The sequence below is a fragment of the Rhodoferax sp. LB1P47 genome (assembly GCF_056521445.1).
Map to the genome: position 1 here is coordinate 120,099 of NZ_JBWMAU010000003.1, position 17,785 is coordinate 137,883.

The window sequence follows — 17,785 nt, forward strand, 5'->3', positions numbered from 1 at the left end:
AAGCTCTTCGCCTGCGGGGTCGGTCGATATAATCAAATCGCTTAGTTTCAAGAAAGTAGCCAGTGATGTTTCGTTCTAGATTATCGGTGTTCCCCAGCCTCTTGGCAGTCGGTATTGCAGCACTCTTATCTGCCTGCGCCACAGTAGAAGCAGACAAAACCATTGGCTGGAGTCCGAATAAAATTTATTCGGAGGCAAAAGACGAAATGAGCGCCGGAGCCTACGACCGGGCCGTTCTTCTATTTGAAAAACTCGAAGGCCGTGCCGCTGGTACGCCGCTGGCACAGCAAGCGCAGATCGAAAAAGCCTACGCCCATTACAAGACCGGCGACAAAGCCCAGGCGCTAGCCACGCTGGACCGCTTCATCAAACTCCACCCCGCCAGCTCCGCACTGGATTACGCGCTGTACCTCAAAGGCATCATTAACTTCAACGAAGACCTGGGCCTGTTTTCATTTCTGAGCCGACAAGACCTGTCCGAACGCGACCAAAAGGCCGCCAAGGAATCTTTTGAGTCTTTCAAAGAACTGAGTACCCGCTTCCCCGACTCACGCTACACAGTCGATGCCCGCCAGCGAATGATCTACATCGTGAACTCACTGGGGCAGTACGAGGTGCACGTGGCACGCTACTACTACAGCCGAGGTGCTTATGTGGCCGCCATCAACCGCGCACAAGCGACATTGGCCGACTACAGCAATGTGCCAGCAGCAGAAGAGGCTTTGTACATCATGGTGAAATCTTACGATGCCCTCGGGATGGCACAACTGCGTGACGATGCCCAACGGGTATTGGCCATGAACTACCCCAACAGCCAGTACACCGCTAGCGGCTTCAAGACCAAAGACTCGCCCTGGTGGAAACTGTGGTAGCTGGGCCCAACACTTCCAAGGCCTGTTGAAACTCGGCCTCGGTTTTCAACATCCGCATCGGCGGTAAGGCCGCCCGGATGCGCTTGCCATAGCCCATGCTAACCAACCGGGTGTCGCACACCACCAACACACCCCGGTCAGACTCATGCCGTATCAGGCGGCCTGCCCCCTGCTTCAATGCCACAGCAGCCTCGGGCACAAAATAATCCATGAACGGACTACCGCCCTCGGCTTCAATGCGCTGGGTACGCGCCTCTACCACCGGGTCATTGGGCACCGGAAAAGGCAGCTTGTCGATGATGACCAACTGGAGCATTTCGCCGGGCACGTCCACACCCTCCCAAAATGAGGCCGATGCCACCAGCACACAGCCCGGCATGCCGTTCGACGCCCCCTGGCGCAAACGCTCCATCAGGCGCCGCTTGGGCAACTGCCCTTGCACCAGTACCTCAATGTCGGCACTGCCTGCAAATGCGGTCTGCAAACTATCGCCAATGGCCCGCAAGGCCCGCAGCGAAGTGGTCAGCACCATCGTGCGCCCACCTAACTGCCGAGCGGCCACCGCAGCCAATGCGGCAACTTGCGCGCTGTGCGAAGGATCGCTCGGCTTGGGCAGGTGGCGCGGCACATACAGCGCAGCCTGGGCGGCGTAGTCAAACGGACTATCGACCCGCAGGCACGTCGCATCCAGCAAGCCACAGCGCTCGGTAAACCAAGCCAGGCGCGCATCGTCCCCCAAAGTTGCCGAAGTAAAAATCCATGATTTCGCCAGAGCAGCCTCGGTGGGTGCCAGCAACCGGGTTTGCACGGCATGGGCGATATCGAGCGGCGATTCAGTCAACCGCAGCTGCAAACCCACCTCCAACCAGCGCACCGATGCAGGCGCACAAGGCTGGACAAACTGCTGCAAGCGCTCGGCCAAACCCACGGCACGGGCATGTAGACGCACAAAATCAGGCGCCAACTCGGTCACCGTATCCAGCGCCACAATGACCTGCTGCAAAGCCGTAACAATATCCGCCAGTGCATCGCACCACAGCACCTCCGGCACACCATCGGGCGCCCCCCCCAACCAGCGCAACTTGCTACCCGCTGGCAGCTTACCCACCACCAAGCGTAACTCCCGCACAGCCCGATCCAAACCCACAACGACTTGCTGCCAATCCACCAAGCCCCGCGCTTGCTGCAGACCCACCGCGAGCACGTCACGGGCAAAATCCAACCACTGCCCCGTGCTGAGATGGGTGCCCAAGAACTGCACCCCCGTCTCATTGAGCTGGTGGGCCTCGTCAAAAATGGCGATGCGCGCTGTGGGCAGCAGCTCGGCCATGCCAGACTCGCGCACCGCCAGATCGGCAAAAAACACATGGTGGTTCAACACCACCACATCCGCTGCCAATGCCTCGCGTCGGGCCAAGTTCACATGGCAAGCGAGTGCCTGTGGGCACTGGGCACCTAGACAGTTCTCACGGGTCGAGGTGACCAGTGGCAGCAAAGGCGAGCGCTCATCGAGCCCCGCAAGTTCGGCTAAATCTCCGCTACGGGTAGCGTGCGCCCATTGCTCGATGTGGGCCAAGGTTTGCAGAACCGGGCGCTCAAACTGGTGCGACTCCGATCGGGCTTGACCCAACCGATGCAGACACAGATAACTACCCCGCCCTTTCAACAAGGCTGTGCGCAGCGGCAAACCCAAGGCCTGCAACACCCCTGGCAAATCGCGGCCAAACAGCTGATCTTGCAGGGTTTTGGTGGCGGTAGACAGCAGCACCCGCTCGCCACTGAGCAGTGCCGGCACCAGATAGGCAAACGTCTTGCCGACCCCGGTTCCGGCCTCCACCACCAACACACCACCCTCTTCTATGGTGCGGCCAATCGCCAGAGCCATATCCAATTGCCCCAAGCGTGGCCGAAAGTTTGCCGACATACGGGCCAGCGCACCCTGCGGCGCAAATGCCTCGCGCACCTGGCTTTGCAGGTCCATCAGGCGGGCTCTTTGGGGTCTAAGGAGATTTCCAGCCGTGAAATTTTGTCGCGCAGGGCCAAGCGGCGCTTTTTCAGACGTTGCAGCATCAACTCGTCCAGCGGCTTGTGTTCAACTAGGTAGTCGATCGTGGCATCCAGATCGGCATGTTCCATGCGCAGTTCGATGAGTTGGCGTTCAGGGGAATGGAGATTGGCAGTCAAGGCAGAGGTCTAGGTGGGGAGGCAAGCCGCAGGGGATAAACTGGGGTTTGCCATTATGAGCCGCGTCTTTTGCGCCAACCACCAGCGAAGCATTGCACCATGACCCCAGGTTTCAAGATTTCGGCTTCGACAGGCCTGCACAAAGGCGATCGCGACTACCAGCAAGACCAGCTGGCACTGCTCAACCATGCACGAGTTAACGGCTGCGTGCTGGGCGTGGTAGCCGACGGTATGGGCGGACGCAGCGGTGGGCGCAAGGCCTCCGACCAGGTAATGATGACAGCTAGGCAATTATTTGAACGCTTCGACCCGTTCAACGACGATGCGCCCAGCATGCTCAAGCACATCATCGAAGAGGCCCACCTGGTCATCAAACTCACCGCTATATCGGCCGAAGAAGAGCCACACAGCACCGCTGCTCTTTTCGTCATCATTCCATCTGGCCAATGCTACTGGGCCCACACCGGCGACTCGCGCATCTACCATTTCAACCAAGAACATCTGGTCAAGCGCACGCTAGACCACTCGTATGTACAAACACTGGTGGACCGGGGGGAAATTACCCCGGAAGAAGCGAATAGCCACCCCGACTCCAACATCCTGCTCGGCTGCCTGGGCACCGAATCCGCCCCGCCAATAGATGTCCACATCCTGCCCCAAGTCCGCCACGGCGATGTCATCATGGCGTGTAGCGATGGCGTGTGGCATTATTTTTCCGACCGCGAGCTGGGGGAGGTTTTGCATGGCATGCCTCCGCGTGAAGCGACGATGACCTTGCTGGAAAAGGCCCGCACCCGCGCGCGCGGCACCGGAGACAACATGTCGATGATCGTGGTCCAGATCGGCGCGCTGTAAGCCCCAAGTACCAGACCCACCACACAGATTTCAAACCCACAGGGGTAGAACCTGCCATAAGGTCCGCAGAATGCAAAAAGCCGATAAGTTTGTGACTTATCGGCTTTTAAATCTGGTGGGCGATGCAAGTTTCGAACTTGCGACCCCTGCAGTGTGAAGGCTCTGGGCATCGGCCGGAGCGCTAGCACTGGCGCGGGTTTCGGCCTTACTATGTCCTAAAACTATGACACGATTAAACGAAGATTGGGTAGCCCTGTTTTTAAGCTGGGGCATCTCCATCGACCCGGCCGCGCTAGCGTTCCGGCTCATGCCCCATGGCCGGCGAGTCCTTTCTACCGCGGCTTTATGCCCGCCCAGTACGTCACGTTGACGGCGGTACACCACCCTCCGGCTGCTAACATAAACCAAAACATTTGGAACACACCATGACCGAAGCAACCATCCGTGGACTCGTCCAAGGCGGCGCATTCCTCCTTGCCAGCCTGCTGGCCACCATCGTCTGGAAGCTGCTGCGCTCCAGCTCCGAGGGATCTCGCCGCTTGAAGTGGGTGATCGGCATCGGCGGTGGCGCGCTCCTGATTGCCTTCCTCAGCAACGGCAACGCAACCGACGCAGCCATCCTCCTGGCCGTTGCCGGGGTCGTGTTCTGGATATACAAGGGGTTCAAGAAACCCCGCTAACCACAGGCGCACTCGATGCGCCTTTTTCACCGCGACCACTTTATGTCTGTCGCCGCGAATAGCCCCTACCCATGGCAATAATCCTCTCCATGGGCGCGATTCCGGGCTGCAAAACGCTTCGCGCCGCTGCAACTCATGCGGCGGCCCTTTGCTATTGTTTCTACTGCGTTAATCGTAATCTCTCTATAGCTAAAATACACTTATTACACTTACACTCTCTAAATCAAGATTAGGAATTAAAAAGTATATAAAAGAGATAAGTTATTTCTATATAGAGGTTGTAAACTCTGAAGCAACGTGCAAAACATACGTTGGTGGGTTCTTCCTTAGTCCACGGTCACCGGAGCGGCCTCTGACGCACCACCCAGGCTCTCTTTGTACAGCGCGTTGGCGGGCAGCGCATCCAGCACAAAAGGCCCAAACTGCTTGTGCCCGCCCAGCAGCTGCACGGAGTCCGCGAACTGCTCGATGGTGGGCCCTGCCAGCGCCCCCAGCCCAATGCCGCCACGCTGTACGTCCTCAGCCATGTCCATACCGAACTGGCCCACCCCCAGTAGCCCGGCCCGCTGGATGCCGCTGCCGATGTAGTCGGACATGCCCCAGCCTTTCTTCCATTCCGGGGTGTCACCACCGCCCTGGATGATGCCCTTGGCGAAGTCCGCCGCCATCATCACCGGTATGTAGCTGGCGAGCACCATGGCCGGTTTGAAGTTGCCGTGCTCCATCTCGTGCATGGTGCGCCCGATGATCACCTTCTGGAAGGCGAACACGAACTGCTTCAGGTGCGAGATCAGGGCGAAGCGCGGATCATTCATCCACACTGGCTTGTCTGCGGCGTCTGGGCGCAGCATCGCGCCGTCCACCCACTGGTTGATGGCGGCATGCACGCGCACGACCTGCTCGGCGGTCAGGCCCTCGGCGTCGGTCAGCGCGATGCGCTTGCCCACTACCTGGATGTCGCCCGGATGCAAGCCCAGCTCAGCCATCCAACGGCGGCTGTGAGGCGCAGCCTTGCCGTCAGCGTGCTTGGCCATGAAGTTCATGGCTGCCTCGCTCGCCCCGATGCGGAACGAGCGGTTCAGCCCCTCCACCATGTTGAAGCGGAAGAAGGCGTTGTTGATCTTCTGGGCCGTGCCGCCCACCATGCCCTGGGTGTAGACGTCGCCCATGGTTTGCGACAACATGGCGTTGTCCACCACGCCGACCAGCTCGGCCAGTTCCGATGCCGCGTCGGCGCGTGCAGCCCGGCCGAAGCTCTCAGAGATGGAGGCCATGCCGCGCTTGAAGGTGGACCATGCCTCACCCGCCGTGCCGCCGCGCACCATCACACCCATCGGGTCGATGAGCATGCTGAACATTGCCATAGGCAGCAGGCGCACGTTCTGGTAGACGATCATGTTGCCCATGATGCGCCGCGCGTGGGGGTTGATGTTGTCGCCCAGCGTGCCGTCGATCCCTTTGAGGTACTGGTCGGCAAGGGCCAGGTTCTCCGGTGTCGCGCCCTCGGACTTGGCCCGCTCGAACAGGCTCTCAAGTTGGCCGTCGCCCAGCCGCCGGTTCCACTCCGCCCGGCGCGTGGCCTGGGTGATGTAGGAGTTGAGTGTGCCGAACAGGTCTTTGGACACGAACATCGCCGCGTCCTCGGGCTTGATGAAACCCAGCTTGCGCTCCTTCTTAAACTGCATGCCGGGGGTACGGGTCTCGATACCAAACTCCGCCCCGTCGCGGCTGCTCAGCCGGTGCATGAACTCCTTCGGGTCGCCCTTGAACTGGCCCGAGCGCACATAGGGCTCCAGCATGTCCATGAAGTCCTGGCCATGCTTGGAGATGTAGTGGGTGTCCCAAACCCGAGGGAAGTAGTCTGGCCCCAGGTCGCCGATCTCGACCTCCGCACCCTCCATATAGGCCTTGGACTCGGCCAGAAACCCCTTGATGGCGACCACGGCGGCCTGGGCCTCCGTGGAGCCTGGCACGCGGCGCGTCTGGAGGCCCTCCATGGCGTCGTTGAGCTGCTCGGGGGTGTAGGCCGCCAGTAGCGCGCCCAGGGCGCCACGGCGCTTGGTGGCCTCTACCCGCGCGGCCTGGATGAAGCCCTGATCACCGCCCTCCTCGGTAGCGTCGCGTTTGATCAGATCGGCCAGGCGGCGCAGCGACGGCACACCGGTGTCGCGCAACCGCCCGCTGCCGGTGCCGACCACCGCGTCGGCCAGCTTAGCCAGCGGCTCGGTGAACGACTTGGCAGTGTCCAGCACCTGGTTGTGGCCTGCATCCATCAGGTGGCGGCGCACCGCGCTGGGCGCACCCAGGTTCTTGGCGTACTCACCGGAGTGGAAGTATTCCATGATGTGCAGGGCGCGCTGGTCGTTGGTCCAGATGCCGAGCACGCCACGGATGAAGTCGGCGATCTTGGTGAACACGCCCTTGACCTGGGGGCCAAGCTGGATCGACTTCGGGTTGCTGGCCCACAGCTGGTACATGTAAGCAGCGCGCTCCTCGGGGTCTTTCAGCTGGGCCAGCACCGCAGGTTCGCCCTTGAAGAACTCCTGCATCTGCGCCAGCGCGTGAGGTGAGGCAGCAGCGCGCTCCAGCACCTGGGTGATGTCGGTAGCCTTGGCGTCCTTGAGCTGGGCGAAGAAGGCGTGCAGGCTCTCGTGGTGGGCCACGGACATCGGGTCCAGGGCGTGCACGCTGAGGCGGATCACGTCGGTGGTGCGCATGCGCTCGAACTCGCCCGCGTGGGTCAGCTTGGCCCACTTCACCTTGACCGACTGGCCTAGGACCTTTTCGATGTGGGCCTCGACCGCAGCGCGGGTGGCCGTGTTGTCGGGACCGGCGGCGGGCTCGGCGCTGTACTTACCCCCGCCTTGTTTCCCCTCCTTGGCACCGGTTACGCGCTCCCAGTTCACGTCAAGGGTCTCCTTGCCCAGCACGTGCTTGGAGTAGGCCAGTGCGGAGGCGAGGAAGTTCGCCGTGTCACGCCCGGTGACACCCTCAACGCGCGTGACATGCCCACCGCCGTCCAGCTGCTTATCGGTGTGGCCAAGCGCGCCCAGTTTCTCCAGAAGCTCAGCCCCGGGGGTCTTCAGGCGAGGACCAAAGGTCTCGAAACTACCCGAGGAGGAATCGTAGAACGCGTGCTGAACAGAGAAGAATGCGAGGGCTTTTAGCTGTCCTTCGACATCGCCGGCAGCGCTCCGTCTGTCGAGTTCTCGGGAAAGCCGAGGAACAAGTTCGTCCGGGACGACGAAGGCGTGCGTGGTATCGGAGTCGTTCGCAAAGTAGTGTGTGAACTCCCGGCCAAGCGGGCCAAACGTATTCGTTCCGAGCTTTCCGCCGACCACTTCCGTTTTGCTCGCATGAACAAATGCATCTCGTCTACCATCTGCGAGTCGGGTAATGAGTCTGGCGCGTCCATCATCGGCTCCTGTTGATTCAGTAGATTCTAGGCTGTACTTCTTCGTCTGTAAGCCGAACGCGGTGTCGGGGTTCTGCACCAGCTCGGCCAGCCGCGTGTTGGCGGTGTCCAAGGCCCTGCCAGGCGGCAGCACCCCCACAGCCCGCTGTAGGCCCTTCGCGTCGGTGCTGGTGGCCAGCTCTTTCAGGAGGGCGGGGTCAGAAGAGGAAGCTGCTGCCAGGAGCGCCGCCTTTTTGGCGGCCAATGCTTTTGGGTCGGGGGTGCCCTCTTTGATCATGGCCCGCACATCGTCGTCCGTGTGCCCCTCTGCCCCCGGGACACCGTCGTAGAACCCAGCCAGATCTTCCTTCGAGCTACGCCCAAACCACGAGGCCAGTTTGGTATAGGTATTCATCTGCGCCGCGCTCAGGTCCACGTTATCGTCCCCCGTCAGCATGCGGTGGAGTTCCGTGTAGCGCTTGCTCGCCGACTTCAGGAAGTTGTCGACGCCCTTCACCGTCTGCGGGTAGCTCTCTGCGGTGACGGAGCCGTCGACCATGCGGGTCACCTCGGGGGAGAGCGTGGGCTTAGGCGCAGCGGGGGCAACACGCTCCGTGGTGGCTTGTGCTGGCTTCGCACCCGGCGCGACAATCATGTCCCTGTACTTGCGGGCCAGCGTGTTGATCGTGCCCGATGCCTCGGCAGGCGACTTGCCCGCCAGCAGTTGGAAGGCCCGGCGGTCGGCCTTGCCCATGGAGTCGTAGCTGCCCAGCAGCACCTTAGCGCGCTCGGCGATCTTCTTGGCGGGGCCGGACGGCACCTGGCCCCACTCGGCGACGGTCATGACCAGCTCCTGGCGCTGCTCTGAGACGCGGTCGCTGACATGGTGCGCACCGCCTGCCATGTTGGATTTGACCGGGTCGCGGTTGACACCGCTGCCGTTCGCCGCCTGGTGGATCTGCTCGTCCTTCGAGCGCTCGGTGATGCCGCGGGCTTCCAGGTCCTGCTGCAGGGCCTCGGGAGTGCGGTTGCCGTCGTCGTCGAACTCGGTTGTGGCGCTGGTTTCTGGGCGGCCCGCCAGATCTGCGTCGCGCGCTCCACTGACCTTCTTCTCCAGCGCCTTCAACGCGTCACGGATCTCACCCAGCGCTTTGGCCGTCATGTCCATGCGCTCCAGGCCGTGCTCGGCCAGCTTGGCGTCCGAGAACGTCGCCTGGGCAAGCTGCTTGCGGTACTCGTGCACCAGCGCAGTATCCGCATCGTTGGACTTGTCCGCCGCACTGCGGGGCGCGGGCATAGCCTTGGCCTCACCCCAGGTCAGCGCCTTGCCGCCGGTGAAGCCGATCACCGCGCCGTCGGGCACGTTGATCACCTCGCCCGCACGCTCGGTGAGCTGGGCGATGCCGCGCTTGAAGGCGTCTACCAGGTTGCGCTTGTTGGTGGTCTGGTTCGGGCCTTCCCAGTCGGCCTGGCCCTTGCTACGCATGACCTTGGCCACCTTCACCGCGTCGATGGCCAGGTCGCCCACCTGCAGGCGGCTAGGGCTTTTGCCGAAGCTCTTGGTGTCGTGCTTCAGCGCTTCCATGTCGGCTTCGCTGAACGAGGTCGGATCGGCGGCCTTCTCGGCCACCACGTGGCCGTGTGTCTTGGAGCCGTCGGCGTACTCGAAGCGCACATCGTGGTCCGGGTACTTGGCCTGCATGTCCCTCATGTACTGGGCGGCGTAGTTCTGGCCAGGCTCCCGGCTGGAGGCGAACAGCTCTGGGTGCATCACCGGCTCGTTGTTCTTGCCCCGGCCCTTGACGACGCTGTCGGTGGCTTCAGGCTCCAGGCGGTTGCCCTCTTCGTCGAAGCCGTTGCCGGTCCCCTCGTCCGCGCCGTGGATCTGCCCGGCTTCTTTCTCCACCGCCTTGGACACGAAGTCGGCCTTGGGGCCGAAGTGCTCCTTCAGCATGTCGGCCATGCGGGTGTTGGTCAGATTCTCCTGGGCGCTGCGTTCGCCGCCACGGGCCGCGAACTCACCACGCGCATGGGCCACCAGCAGCCGGGTCAGGCCGGGGATGTCGCTGGACAGCGTGCTGCCCTTGGCGTCCTCGGTCAAGGACCGAGCGATGGTGTCGTGCAGGCTGGCGGTGCGTTTCTGGATCGCGTCGATCTCGTTCAGGTTCTTGAAAAAGCGCTCAGTGTCCAGGCGCTTGGCACCGGTGTTCAGCTCCCGCATGGTGCTGTGCACGGCGTTCAGCACATCTACAGTGCGGTCGCCAAACACGTCGATGGCCTTGGCTGCGGTGTCGGAGTCCAGCGGGCCCTGGGCGATCTTCTCGCCCATCAGACGCAGGGCGTCGCCCATCTGGTTGACGCTGTCCTGCCGGTCGAACATGCCGGGCATGTCCCGCAGGATCGGCATGATCGCGGGCAAGACGCTGTCGCGGAACACCTTGCGGTAGCCGGAATCGTCGTCGGAGCGCTTGGCGGCCCGCTCGTTGATGGTCGTGGCCTTGGCCTGCTCAGCGCCGTGGCGGAAGCCCGCACCGGCTACCTGGGCGAAGGCGCTGATCTTGTCGGCCACGGACTTGCCCGCGTCGTAGGTCTTCTTCATTGCCGCCACCGCTGCAGCACCGCCCTGGGCGCTGAGGTTCTGCATCGCGTCGGCGGCCGCCTGGCGGCGCTCGGGGGTGAGCCCGGCATCGTTGACCATTTCGGTGGCCCAGCTCTTGGCTTTTTGGACTGATTCGTTCTCGGAGAAGTCCACCATGTTGCGCAGGGTCTCACCCTGGGCGGTAGCGAACTTTTCTAGGTCGCCCAGCGGCTGGCCGTTGGCGACGCGGTCTATGGTGTCGTCCAGCTTGGCCCGGCCTTGCTGTACATAGCCACCCAGGTCGTCCCAGATGGAGGCGACCTTCTTGGGGGCCGCATCGGCTACGCCGCCCAGGGCATCCTGGCCGCCCTGTACCACCCCAGCCACCGCCGTGCGGGCGTTGTTAGCTACGTTTTTAATAGCGTCTGCATTGGCATGCACTACATCCCCGGCCAGGCCCACGCTGCCCAGCGCGCCGCCCGCAGCAACCCCGCCGATGGCGTTCTCGGTGATGGCTTCCCAGTCCAGCGGCTTGCCCTGGTTGGCGCCGAGCTGTTTGAGCGCCTCGCCCCCACCCTCGGTGAGGCCTTCCAAGGGTACGTCGAGCGCCGCGCTGCCCGCCATCTGGCGCAGCGATCGCCCGGCCAGCGCCTCGGCGCCCCGGCCCAGCAGCTTGCCGGTGACCATGCCGGGCACGATGCCCTGCAGGCCCGCCGACAGGCCGCCGGATACGAATGCGTTCCTTGCCCGCTCGCCCGCGCTCTGGCGCATGGCCTCGGGGTCCGCCTGTTGTTTCTGGAACACGTCGCCGATCTCGAACGGGGCGGTGGCCGCCGCAGCCCCCAGCGCTGCAGGGATTGCCCCCGCGCCACCGGTAGCCAGGCCACCGGCCAAGCCCGCAGCCATGATGGGGGCCGAACCGCCCAGCAGCCCGGCCACATAGTTGGCCCCGCCGCGCAGGCTCTTAACCTGCTTGGAGCTCTGCACCTGGGGCGCGGCCTCTTGGGCTTGGCGCTGCAGGTCGGCGGCATCGGCGTTGCGGCTGCGGGCAAAGTCGTCGAACCCCGCAGCGTCGGCCACGCCGCCCGCCAGGGATTGGAGCTGGGAGCCCGCACCCAGCATGCCGGACTCGAAGCCCCGGCGTAGCGAGGTGGGCAGGGTCTCTTGCGTGGGGGTCCGCTCGGCTTGCGCGCGCTCGGCTCTCAGAGTGTCAGCAAACATGCCCATGGTGTTCAGTCTCGCAGTCGTTTTGGGGTCAGGGAAGTGTCAGCAGGACCGCTGTTCCAGCCCCAGTGGCTGGCGTCGGCACCGTATTGGAGGTTGACCTCGGGGATGCGCAGCCCGCCTTTGGTCTTCCAGCCTTTCTGCATGAGGCCGTCGTCCGGCCCCTTGATGTCGTATTGGCGCAGGTCGTCGGTCTTGTCGCCGGAGCCGCCCCATGCCCCCTCGGTGGACTTGTCGCCGATCTGCTTGACCCGGTACCGCTCGACCATGGCGGCGAAGTCGTCGGGGTCCAGTGCGGAGCGACCCTCGGCGGCCAGCTTCTTGGCGTAGGCCATCTCCTTGGCGCCGCCGCTCTTGAGTAGGTCCGTGGTCATGGCCTTGATGGTGAAGTCGGTCGCGCGGGTGAAGTCGGCCGCCGCACGGGCATCGGGCTTGCCGTCCGCCCCCGGGAAGGTGCGGCCGATCTGGGTGTTCCAGTCGTCGTTGGCCTTGCGGGTGTTGTCCAGCGCCTTGTCAGAGCGGCCCACGTCGAAGTCGCGCTGGTCCTTCATCATGTCGTAGCGCAGCTTGGCGGTGGCCGAGCCCACCGCCACCTGGTTGCCGCGCAGCGAGGACTCGTAGCTCATGTCTTGGCCACGGCGGGTGGTCTCTTGGCCCTGCTGGTCCAGCAGCATCTGGCGGGCGAACTTGCGGCCGATGGTGCCGTTGGGCGACAGGGCCAGGGCCATCAGGTCGGGGCCGCCGCGCAGGCTGGGCTGGCGCGAGGTGCCACGGTAGGGGTCCACGCCGTCGCGCATATTGGCGGCCATGATGGCGTTGTCGTCAGAGGTCCAGCGGCTGCCGTCGGGGTTGGTCAGGGTGCGCTGGGCATCCGCCGCAGCATCGGCCCCGCCGCGCAGGCTGATGCGGCCGGTACCGGGGGCGGCGAAGCCGTCCACCTTGCCACTGCCGTCCAGGCTCTGCACGAAGTTGCCGGTGGGCTGGCCCAGTTGGCGCAGGCTGCGGCCGATGCCGTCGACCATCTGGGGGGTATCGCCAGAGACGTTGCGCCCGCTGTAGGTGGTGCGGCCCTGGGCGTCTTTGGTCTTGATGACCACACCGTCGCGCATATCGGCGGGCAGGTCGCGGGGGGCTTTGTTCAGCTCGGCGGAGAAGTCGCGGCTGGCCCCGAAGCGCAGGCTACCGGGGTTCACGTCGGTGCGCAGCGGGTTGTTGGTAGTGCCGCGTCCCGCGTCACCGGTGGGGAAGTTGTAGGCCGCCGAGGTGTTCGGGTTGCGCAGTGAAGGGGTCGGCGTTGCAGCCGGGATGGGGGCGGGCTGCCGGTCTGGCATCCCTAAGAGGCCGCGGCCAAAGTCTTCGGCCGGGTCTTTGGCGAGGTTGTACACCCCGCGCCCGAACCCGGTTACCGCATCATCTGCAAGGGCAAAAGGGGTCTGAACCGCCCCAGACACTGTCTTCCCTAGCGCACTACCGTAGGCCCCGCGGCGGAGTGAATCACTGATCCCCCGACCACTATCCGCCAGCATGGCGGAAGTACGCGGGAGCGGGTTTAGCGGCCCAGGAGTCCGTCCCGGAACTCCGGCGAGACCAGGCACCCCACTAGGCAGAACAGGCCGCCCACTACCATTACTTGCAGGGCCGCCCGCAGGTTGGGCTGCATCTCCTGGTAGTCTCTGACCAGGCGGTTTTTGAGAGAATTCATCAGGTGGTGCTCCTACGATAGACCGGGTCTGGCCGCGCAAAGTTTGGCCCGAGCCCGGGGTGGGGGAGCTGGCTGCCCAGCTCGGGAGAGATTCACGGAGAGTTGACATGGGTGTTCCTTGGGGAGAACACCTTCATGGCCGCTAGGCTCCAGTGGGATGGGTGGATTTTAGACGGTTACCGGCCCTCGTAGAACCATCCGTCCTCTTCGGAGCGGGCATACGACTCCTGGTCCTCGGATATCTCGGCGCCGATCTCCTGCCAAGCACCAGTGTCGCACCCCTCCTCGGCCTCCTGCTCGCCATCCCCGCTATATTGGGGGTGCAGGTCCATGTACGCAGATAGGAGCAGAGCGTGGTCTTTGATGACCCACCCGTCAGGCACGCATATGGTGGTTACGTCTACCCCGAGTGTAGAAGCGAGTGTGGTCGCCCAATACCTGGCTTTGGCATGGTCGCCGATGACATTAGGGCAATAGGGGCCGTAGCCTTTCACGCATGCCATCCTGCGGCTAGCCGCTTGATGCCCAGTATCTTGAACGTGGTGCCGCATGCCTTGCACTCGATGGAGTCATCCGAGCTGTGGATAAAAAACCCAATGAGGGCTCCAGCTAACGCACCTGGGATGGTCCCCGCGACGGCGCCTAGAGGGCCAGCCACGATACCAACTTTCGCGCCGAGCTGCGCGCCATGTGTGGCATATGTGGCGACCCTCCCGTTGCGTAAGGCGGGGAAGACACTTCTGATTAGAGCGTCGCCGGTGATAGCGGCCTTCTGCCCGCAGCACGGGCAAAACACGGAAATCGTGGCGGGCAATTTCTTCATACCCGCCATCCTAGCACTACGACTGCAGGATCTCGGCCGCCAGCGAGTTCATGCCGCTCAGCGCTGCGTTGGCTGCGCTGGAGTACACGGAGGCGTTGGCCGTACCTAAGTCGGCAATGGACTTGGCATAGTTGCGCTTAGCGTCAATCTCCTGGAACTGGGCGCTCATGTTCAGCTCGGCGTTCTTGATCGCCACGGTGGCCACCGTCTGGTAGTACGAGTGCTGCATCTGGGCCCGCGCCGTCTCCGTCTGCGCCCCCACCTGGTAGGCCAGCACCTGCTGTCGGTTGCTCTCCAGCTTGGTCTGCGCCACCTGGCCGTTGGCCTGCACCACGGCGCTGTACCCCTGCATGGCTGCGATGTACTGGCGCGACCGGGCCTCATTCGTGGTTGCGGCCGCCTGCACCGCTGCCGACTTGGCTTCGGTACCCGCTTTGTAACCGTTCACCTGTGCGCTGTACGCGTCCACCTGCGTGCCGTAGATCTTGGCCACCGCCGCCTGCCCTTCGATGGCCGACGCATAGCCCTGCCATTCGGCGTTTTTGCCCTGCACCTGGGCGCTGTACGCCTGGACCTTGGCCTGGAACACCTCCAGCTTGAGCTTTTCCAGGTTGGTGCGGCCCACGACCGCGTCGATCTGGGAGCGGTAGACGTTGGACAAGGAGGTCAGTACCTCGATACGGGCGCGGTACACATCCACCTTGGAGCGGTCCACATTGGTCAGCGCCTGTAGTGCGTCGATCTCAGCCTTGTAGACCTCAATGCCCGCCATCGCGGCCTTGAGGCTCACCTCGTACACCGACGCTTCGGCGCGGTACGCATCCAGGCGCAGGCCGAAGCCCTTCACCGCCGCGTTGTACACCTCGATCATCGCCGACAGCACGCTCTTGGCGTAGTCCAGAGCCTGGCTGTTGATGCTGATCAGGTTCTGGTGGTAGTTCAGCGCCGCGCTCAGCATGGTCTGGCGCAGGTTCAGCGAGGTGGTTACGGCGAATTGCAGGTTCTTCTGCTCCATCTCGGCCTGCATCACCACGATCTCGCGCGCGGCGGCGGCGTTGTTGTCGGCGGCGGCCTGGCGGGCCTGCTGCTGGGCGGCCATGAGCGCCCCGGTGGGCAGGGTGAAGCCGCGCGCCGCCGCGTCTTTGTAGGCTCCGGCGCTGACCCGGCGGGCCTCGGCGTTGTTCTTGCTCTGCGCCCGTGCGTAGATGGCATTCTCCACGTCGGGGTTGAGCCCGGAACCGCCCTGGTGGTATTTGGCCAGCTGATCCTCCACCCGTCCCATCTGCTCAAAGTAACGCGGGTTGTGCTTGGTGATGAACGCATCCACGTAGCCGTTGAGCATGGTGATCGTGCTGGGGGCGGCGTTGCGGTAGGCTGCGTCGAAGTCGTCAGCTAGATCGGTGGGTGCCACCGGTGCTCCGGTGGGGGCAGTGGCGGTGAACGAAGGCAGCAGCGTCTGGGGCTTGGCTGGCTCCGCACGGGTGGGCAACACCGGTGCCTCGATCAGCGGGTTCATCAGCGCCGACGGCGGCTCAGGGAAGGCAATGTTCGTGCTGATGGCCGGGGCGCTCTCATTGAACCCTGCCAGTTGCGACGGCGAAGACGGCAGCGTGATGCTCGGGGCCGTCACGCTCAATTGCGGCATGACCCCCGCGTCAAACAGCGTAACGTCCTGGAACGTCGGCAGGCTTGGCGTTGCGGGCAGCGGCGCTACATCCACCGGCAGCAGCACGGCCGGGGTCAGCGTCTGCGTGGCGAGGGGGGCCTGCGGCAACGTGAGCGTCTTGATGTTCGGGATCGAGTACCCGACTTGCTGCACCGCCTGGGTGGCGGAATCCATCGCGCTATCTGCGCTACTCACCAGCGTGCTGACGTAGTTGCGCGCGTCGTTGATCAGGTCTGTGGCTGCCATTTAGATTCTCCGGGAGAGGACAAGGGTCTCGAAGTCCAGCGCATCCAACTGGAACTCCTCGGTGCCGGACAGGCCCAGGGCGAAGTAGCGCGCTTTCACGCCCCTCCCGAACTTTTGCCGGTAGTTTTGGATGTCGGGCCCGCGCGGCGAGGCGTAGCTGTAGGTCTCTGCGCCCTTCTCGCCCACATGCAGGCTCACGGTGGCGGCGTTGCCGAACCGGCCCGCCAGGTAGGTGGACACCAGGGTCTTTTTCTGCGGGGATCCGAAGTCGTCGATAGCGGTCTGCACGTTCCACTCGATGGGCGCGCCGTCGTCGGTGCTGCCCTCCAGCAGGTACAGGCCGTCGGCGGCCACGCCGAAGTAGCTGTTGCGGTAGCGCACGATCTTGTCGAAAGGGTAGTTGGTCCACCGGGTCACCTCGTCCACCGGTTGCACGCCCGGGGTAGGCTTGTGCTTCAGGTTGACGGCGTAGGCTTCGTAGGTGTAGGCGATGGTGGCGCTGCCGATAGCCGTCAGGGTGGCCCCGGGCGCAATCAGGTAGGCCACGCCGCCAGAAGTCAGGCGGCCAACCGGTGCAGTGATCAGGGCGCTGCCGCTGCTCTGGCGTGTGGCCGAGGCGGTGAGCTGGAACAGCGGCGCAGTGAGCATCGCGTTGCCGACGGCACCGCTGCGCCCGGTGGCCAAAACTGTGGCCGTGCCGATAGTCACCGAGCAGACCGCCCCGCCGTAGCCGACCAGGCTGACCATCGGGGCAGCGACACCCGCAGAAGCCACCGTGCCCCCGGTGCCGGATGCTACGAGATTCGCCACCGGAGCACCGATAGTGGCCCGGCCGAGCACCCGGAACGTGCCGGAGATGCTCAGGGAGGGCGGCACCCCGCTGATTGCGGCGTAGGCGCCGGCGTACGCTTGTAGCTTCGGCAGCGGGGGGCTGAGGGTGAACCCATTCTCGGGCGACACCGTGGCTGCCCCAAATAGCCAGCCCACCGGCGGTGAAACATCGGCGTATCCACCACCGGACGCGCGAAGCATGGGTGCGGGGACTGCCAGCACCGCGCTCCCGCCAGCAGCAGCCACTATGCCCATGGCGAAGACTGCCGGGAGTGGGTATGTCGCTGCCAGCACGGTGTTGGCAGTACCGGACGACACGTACCCCAGGCGGACACTCTCCTCCCCAGAGAACAGCCCTGTCGGGCTGGAGAGGACCGTGAAGTCCAGAATGTCGAACCCAAACTCGACGGTGCCACCACGTAGGTGAACGGAGTCAAAATCGCGGGCGGCCCCTAGGTCGATCTGGGCCCAGGGGGGCTGGACCTGCGGCGAGGCTTTCCACCCCGTGTAATCAGCCCCGCTAAACGCCACCCACCCGGCGGTGCTGCCCTCATCGAGTTCGCCGGAGTCGGTTACTACGTAGGGGGCGGGGGTACTCGCCCCCTCCATCGGCGCAACCGGCTCATGCACGCCCGCCAGTGAAAAGCTGAGTTGCCTAACATCCAAAAGCCCGGTCCCGCCACCGCTGGTGGCACCGGCAGAGGTGATCACGGTCGAGTTACTGACCCAG

The 17,785-nt window shown here is 63.8% G+C and carries 10 protein-coding genes; 3 read left to right on the forward strand and 7 right to left on the reverse strand.

Features of this window, described 5'->3' with window-relative positions; translation table 11 throughout:
* The first annotated feature begins 65 nt into the window (after nt 1–65).
* A complete protein-coding gene (locus AC0969_RS06065) occupies nt 66–872 on the forward strand; it encodes an outer membrane protein assembly factor BamD (protein ID WP_479623240.1) in 807 nt (268 codons plus the stop codon).
* Here the strand turns inward: AC0969_RS06065 and AC0969_RS06070 are convergent.
* Both AC0969_RS06070 and AC0969_RS06075 read right to left on the reverse strand, forming a co-directional pair.
* Nucleotides 835–2,853, reverse strand: a complete 2,019-nt coding sequence (locus AC0969_RS06070; RefSeq protein ID WP_479623241.1) for an ATP-dependent DNA helicase — start codon at nt 2,851–2,853, stop codon at nt 835–837. The genes AC0969_RS06065 and AC0969_RS06070 overlap by 38 nt on opposite strands.
* On the reverse strand, nt 2,853–3,056 hold the full coding sequence (locus tag AC0969_RS06075; RefSeq protein WP_315241545.1) for a YdcH family protein: 204 nt from the start codon (nt 3,054–3,056) through the stop codon (nt 2,853–2,855). Before AC0969_RS06075 ends, AC0969_RS06070 begins: the two co-directional genes overlap by 1 nt.
* Nucleotides 3,057–3,155: 99 nt before the next feature.
* Here AC0969_RS06075 and AC0969_RS06080 point away from each other — a divergent pair, with 99 nt between their 5' ends.
* Complete coding sequence (locus tag AC0969_RS06080; RefSeq protein WP_479623242.1) at nt 3,156–3,911, forward strand: PP2C family protein-serine/threonine phosphatase; 756 nt, start codon at nt 3,156–3,158, stop codon at nt 3,909–3,911.
* Nucleotides 3,912–4,336: 425 nt separating this feature from the next.
* Nucleotides 4,337–4,591 carry a hypothetical protein gene (locus tag AC0969_RS06085; RefSeq protein ID WP_479623243.1) on the forward strand — a complete coding sequence of 85 codons (255 nt, stop codon included), beginning with the start codon at nt 4,337–4,339 and terminating at the stop codon, nt 4,589–4,591.
* Nucleotides 4,592–4,917: 326 nt separating this feature from the next.
* Here AC0969_RS06085 and AC0969_RS06090 read toward each other — a convergent pair whose 3' ends face one another.
* The 5 genes from AC0969_RS06090 to AC0969_RS06110 all read right to left on the reverse strand — a co-directional run bounded on the left by AC0969_RS06090 (nt 4,918) and on the right by AC0969_RS06110 (nt 17,256).
* On the reverse strand, nt 4,918–11,790 hold the full coding sequence (locus AC0969_RS06090) for a hypothetical protein (protein ID WP_479623244.1): 6,873 nt from the start codon (nt 11,788–11,790) through the stop codon (nt 4,918–4,920).
* A 5-nt stretch (nt 11,791–11,795) separates the two neighbouring features.
* Nucleotides 11,796–13,172 carry a hypothetical protein gene (locus AC0969_RS06095; protein WP_479623245.1) on the reverse strand — a complete coding sequence of 459 codons (1,377 nt, stop codon included), beginning with the start codon at nt 13,170–13,172 and terminating at the stop codon, nt 11,796–11,798.
* Between the two features lie 164 nt (nt 13,173–13,336).
* Entirely contained in the window at nt 13,337–13,489 is a 153-nt protein-coding gene (locus AC0969_RS06100) for a hypothetical protein (RefSeq protein ID WP_479623246.1), read from the reverse strand.
* A gap of 839 nt (nt 13,490–14,328) precedes the next feature.
* On the reverse strand, nt 14,329–16,224 hold the full coding sequence (locus AC0969_RS06105) for a hypothetical protein (RefSeq protein WP_479623247.1): 1,896 nt from the start codon (nt 16,222–16,224) through the stop codon (nt 14,329–14,331).
* Nucleotides 16,225–17,256 (reverse strand): hypothetical protein, encoded by a 1,032-nt coding sequence (locus AC0969_RS06110; RefSeq protein ID WP_479623248.1) that lies wholly within the window; start codon nt 17,254–17,256, stop codon nt 16,225–16,227.
* Nucleotides 17,257–17,785 lie beyond the last annotated feature (529 nt).

What these genes read in the sequence shown, in the direction of transcription:
- AC0969_RS06065 (WP_479623240.1), top strand. Translation starts at nt 66, where the DNA reads ATGTTTCGTTCTAGATTATCGGTGTTCCCCAGCCTCTTGGCAGTCGGT.
- AC0969_RS06070 (WP_479623241.1), bottom strand. Translation starts at nt 2,853, where the DNA reads ATGGACCTGCAAAGCCAGGTGCGCGAGGCATTTGCGCCGCAGGGTGCG.
- AC0969_RS06080 (WP_479623242.1), top strand. Translation starts at nt 3,156, where the DNA reads ATGACCCCAGGTTTCAAGATTTCGGCTTCGACAGGCCTGCACAAAGGC.
- AC0969_RS06085 (WP_479623243.1), top strand. Translation starts at nt 4,337, where the DNA reads ATGACCGAAGCAACCATCCGTGGACTCGTCCAAGGCGGCGCATTCCTC.
- AC0969_RS06090 (WP_479623244.1), bottom strand. Translation starts at nt 11,790, where the DNA reads ATGGGCATGTTTGCTGACACTCTGAGAGCCGAGCGCGCGCAAGCCGAG.
- AC0969_RS06100 (WP_479623246.1), bottom strand. Translation starts at nt 13,489, where the DNA reads ATGAATTCTCTCAAAAACCGCCTGGTCAGAGACTACCAGGAGATGCAG.
- AC0969_RS06105 (WP_479623247.1), bottom strand. Translation starts at nt 16,224, where the DNA reads ATGGCAGCCACAGACCTGATCAACGACGCGCGCAACTACGTCAGCACG.
- AC0969_RS06110 (WP_479623248.1), bottom strand. Translation starts at nt 17,256, where the DNA reads ATGCTTCGCGCGTCCGGTGGTGGATACGCCGATGTTTCACCGCCGGTG.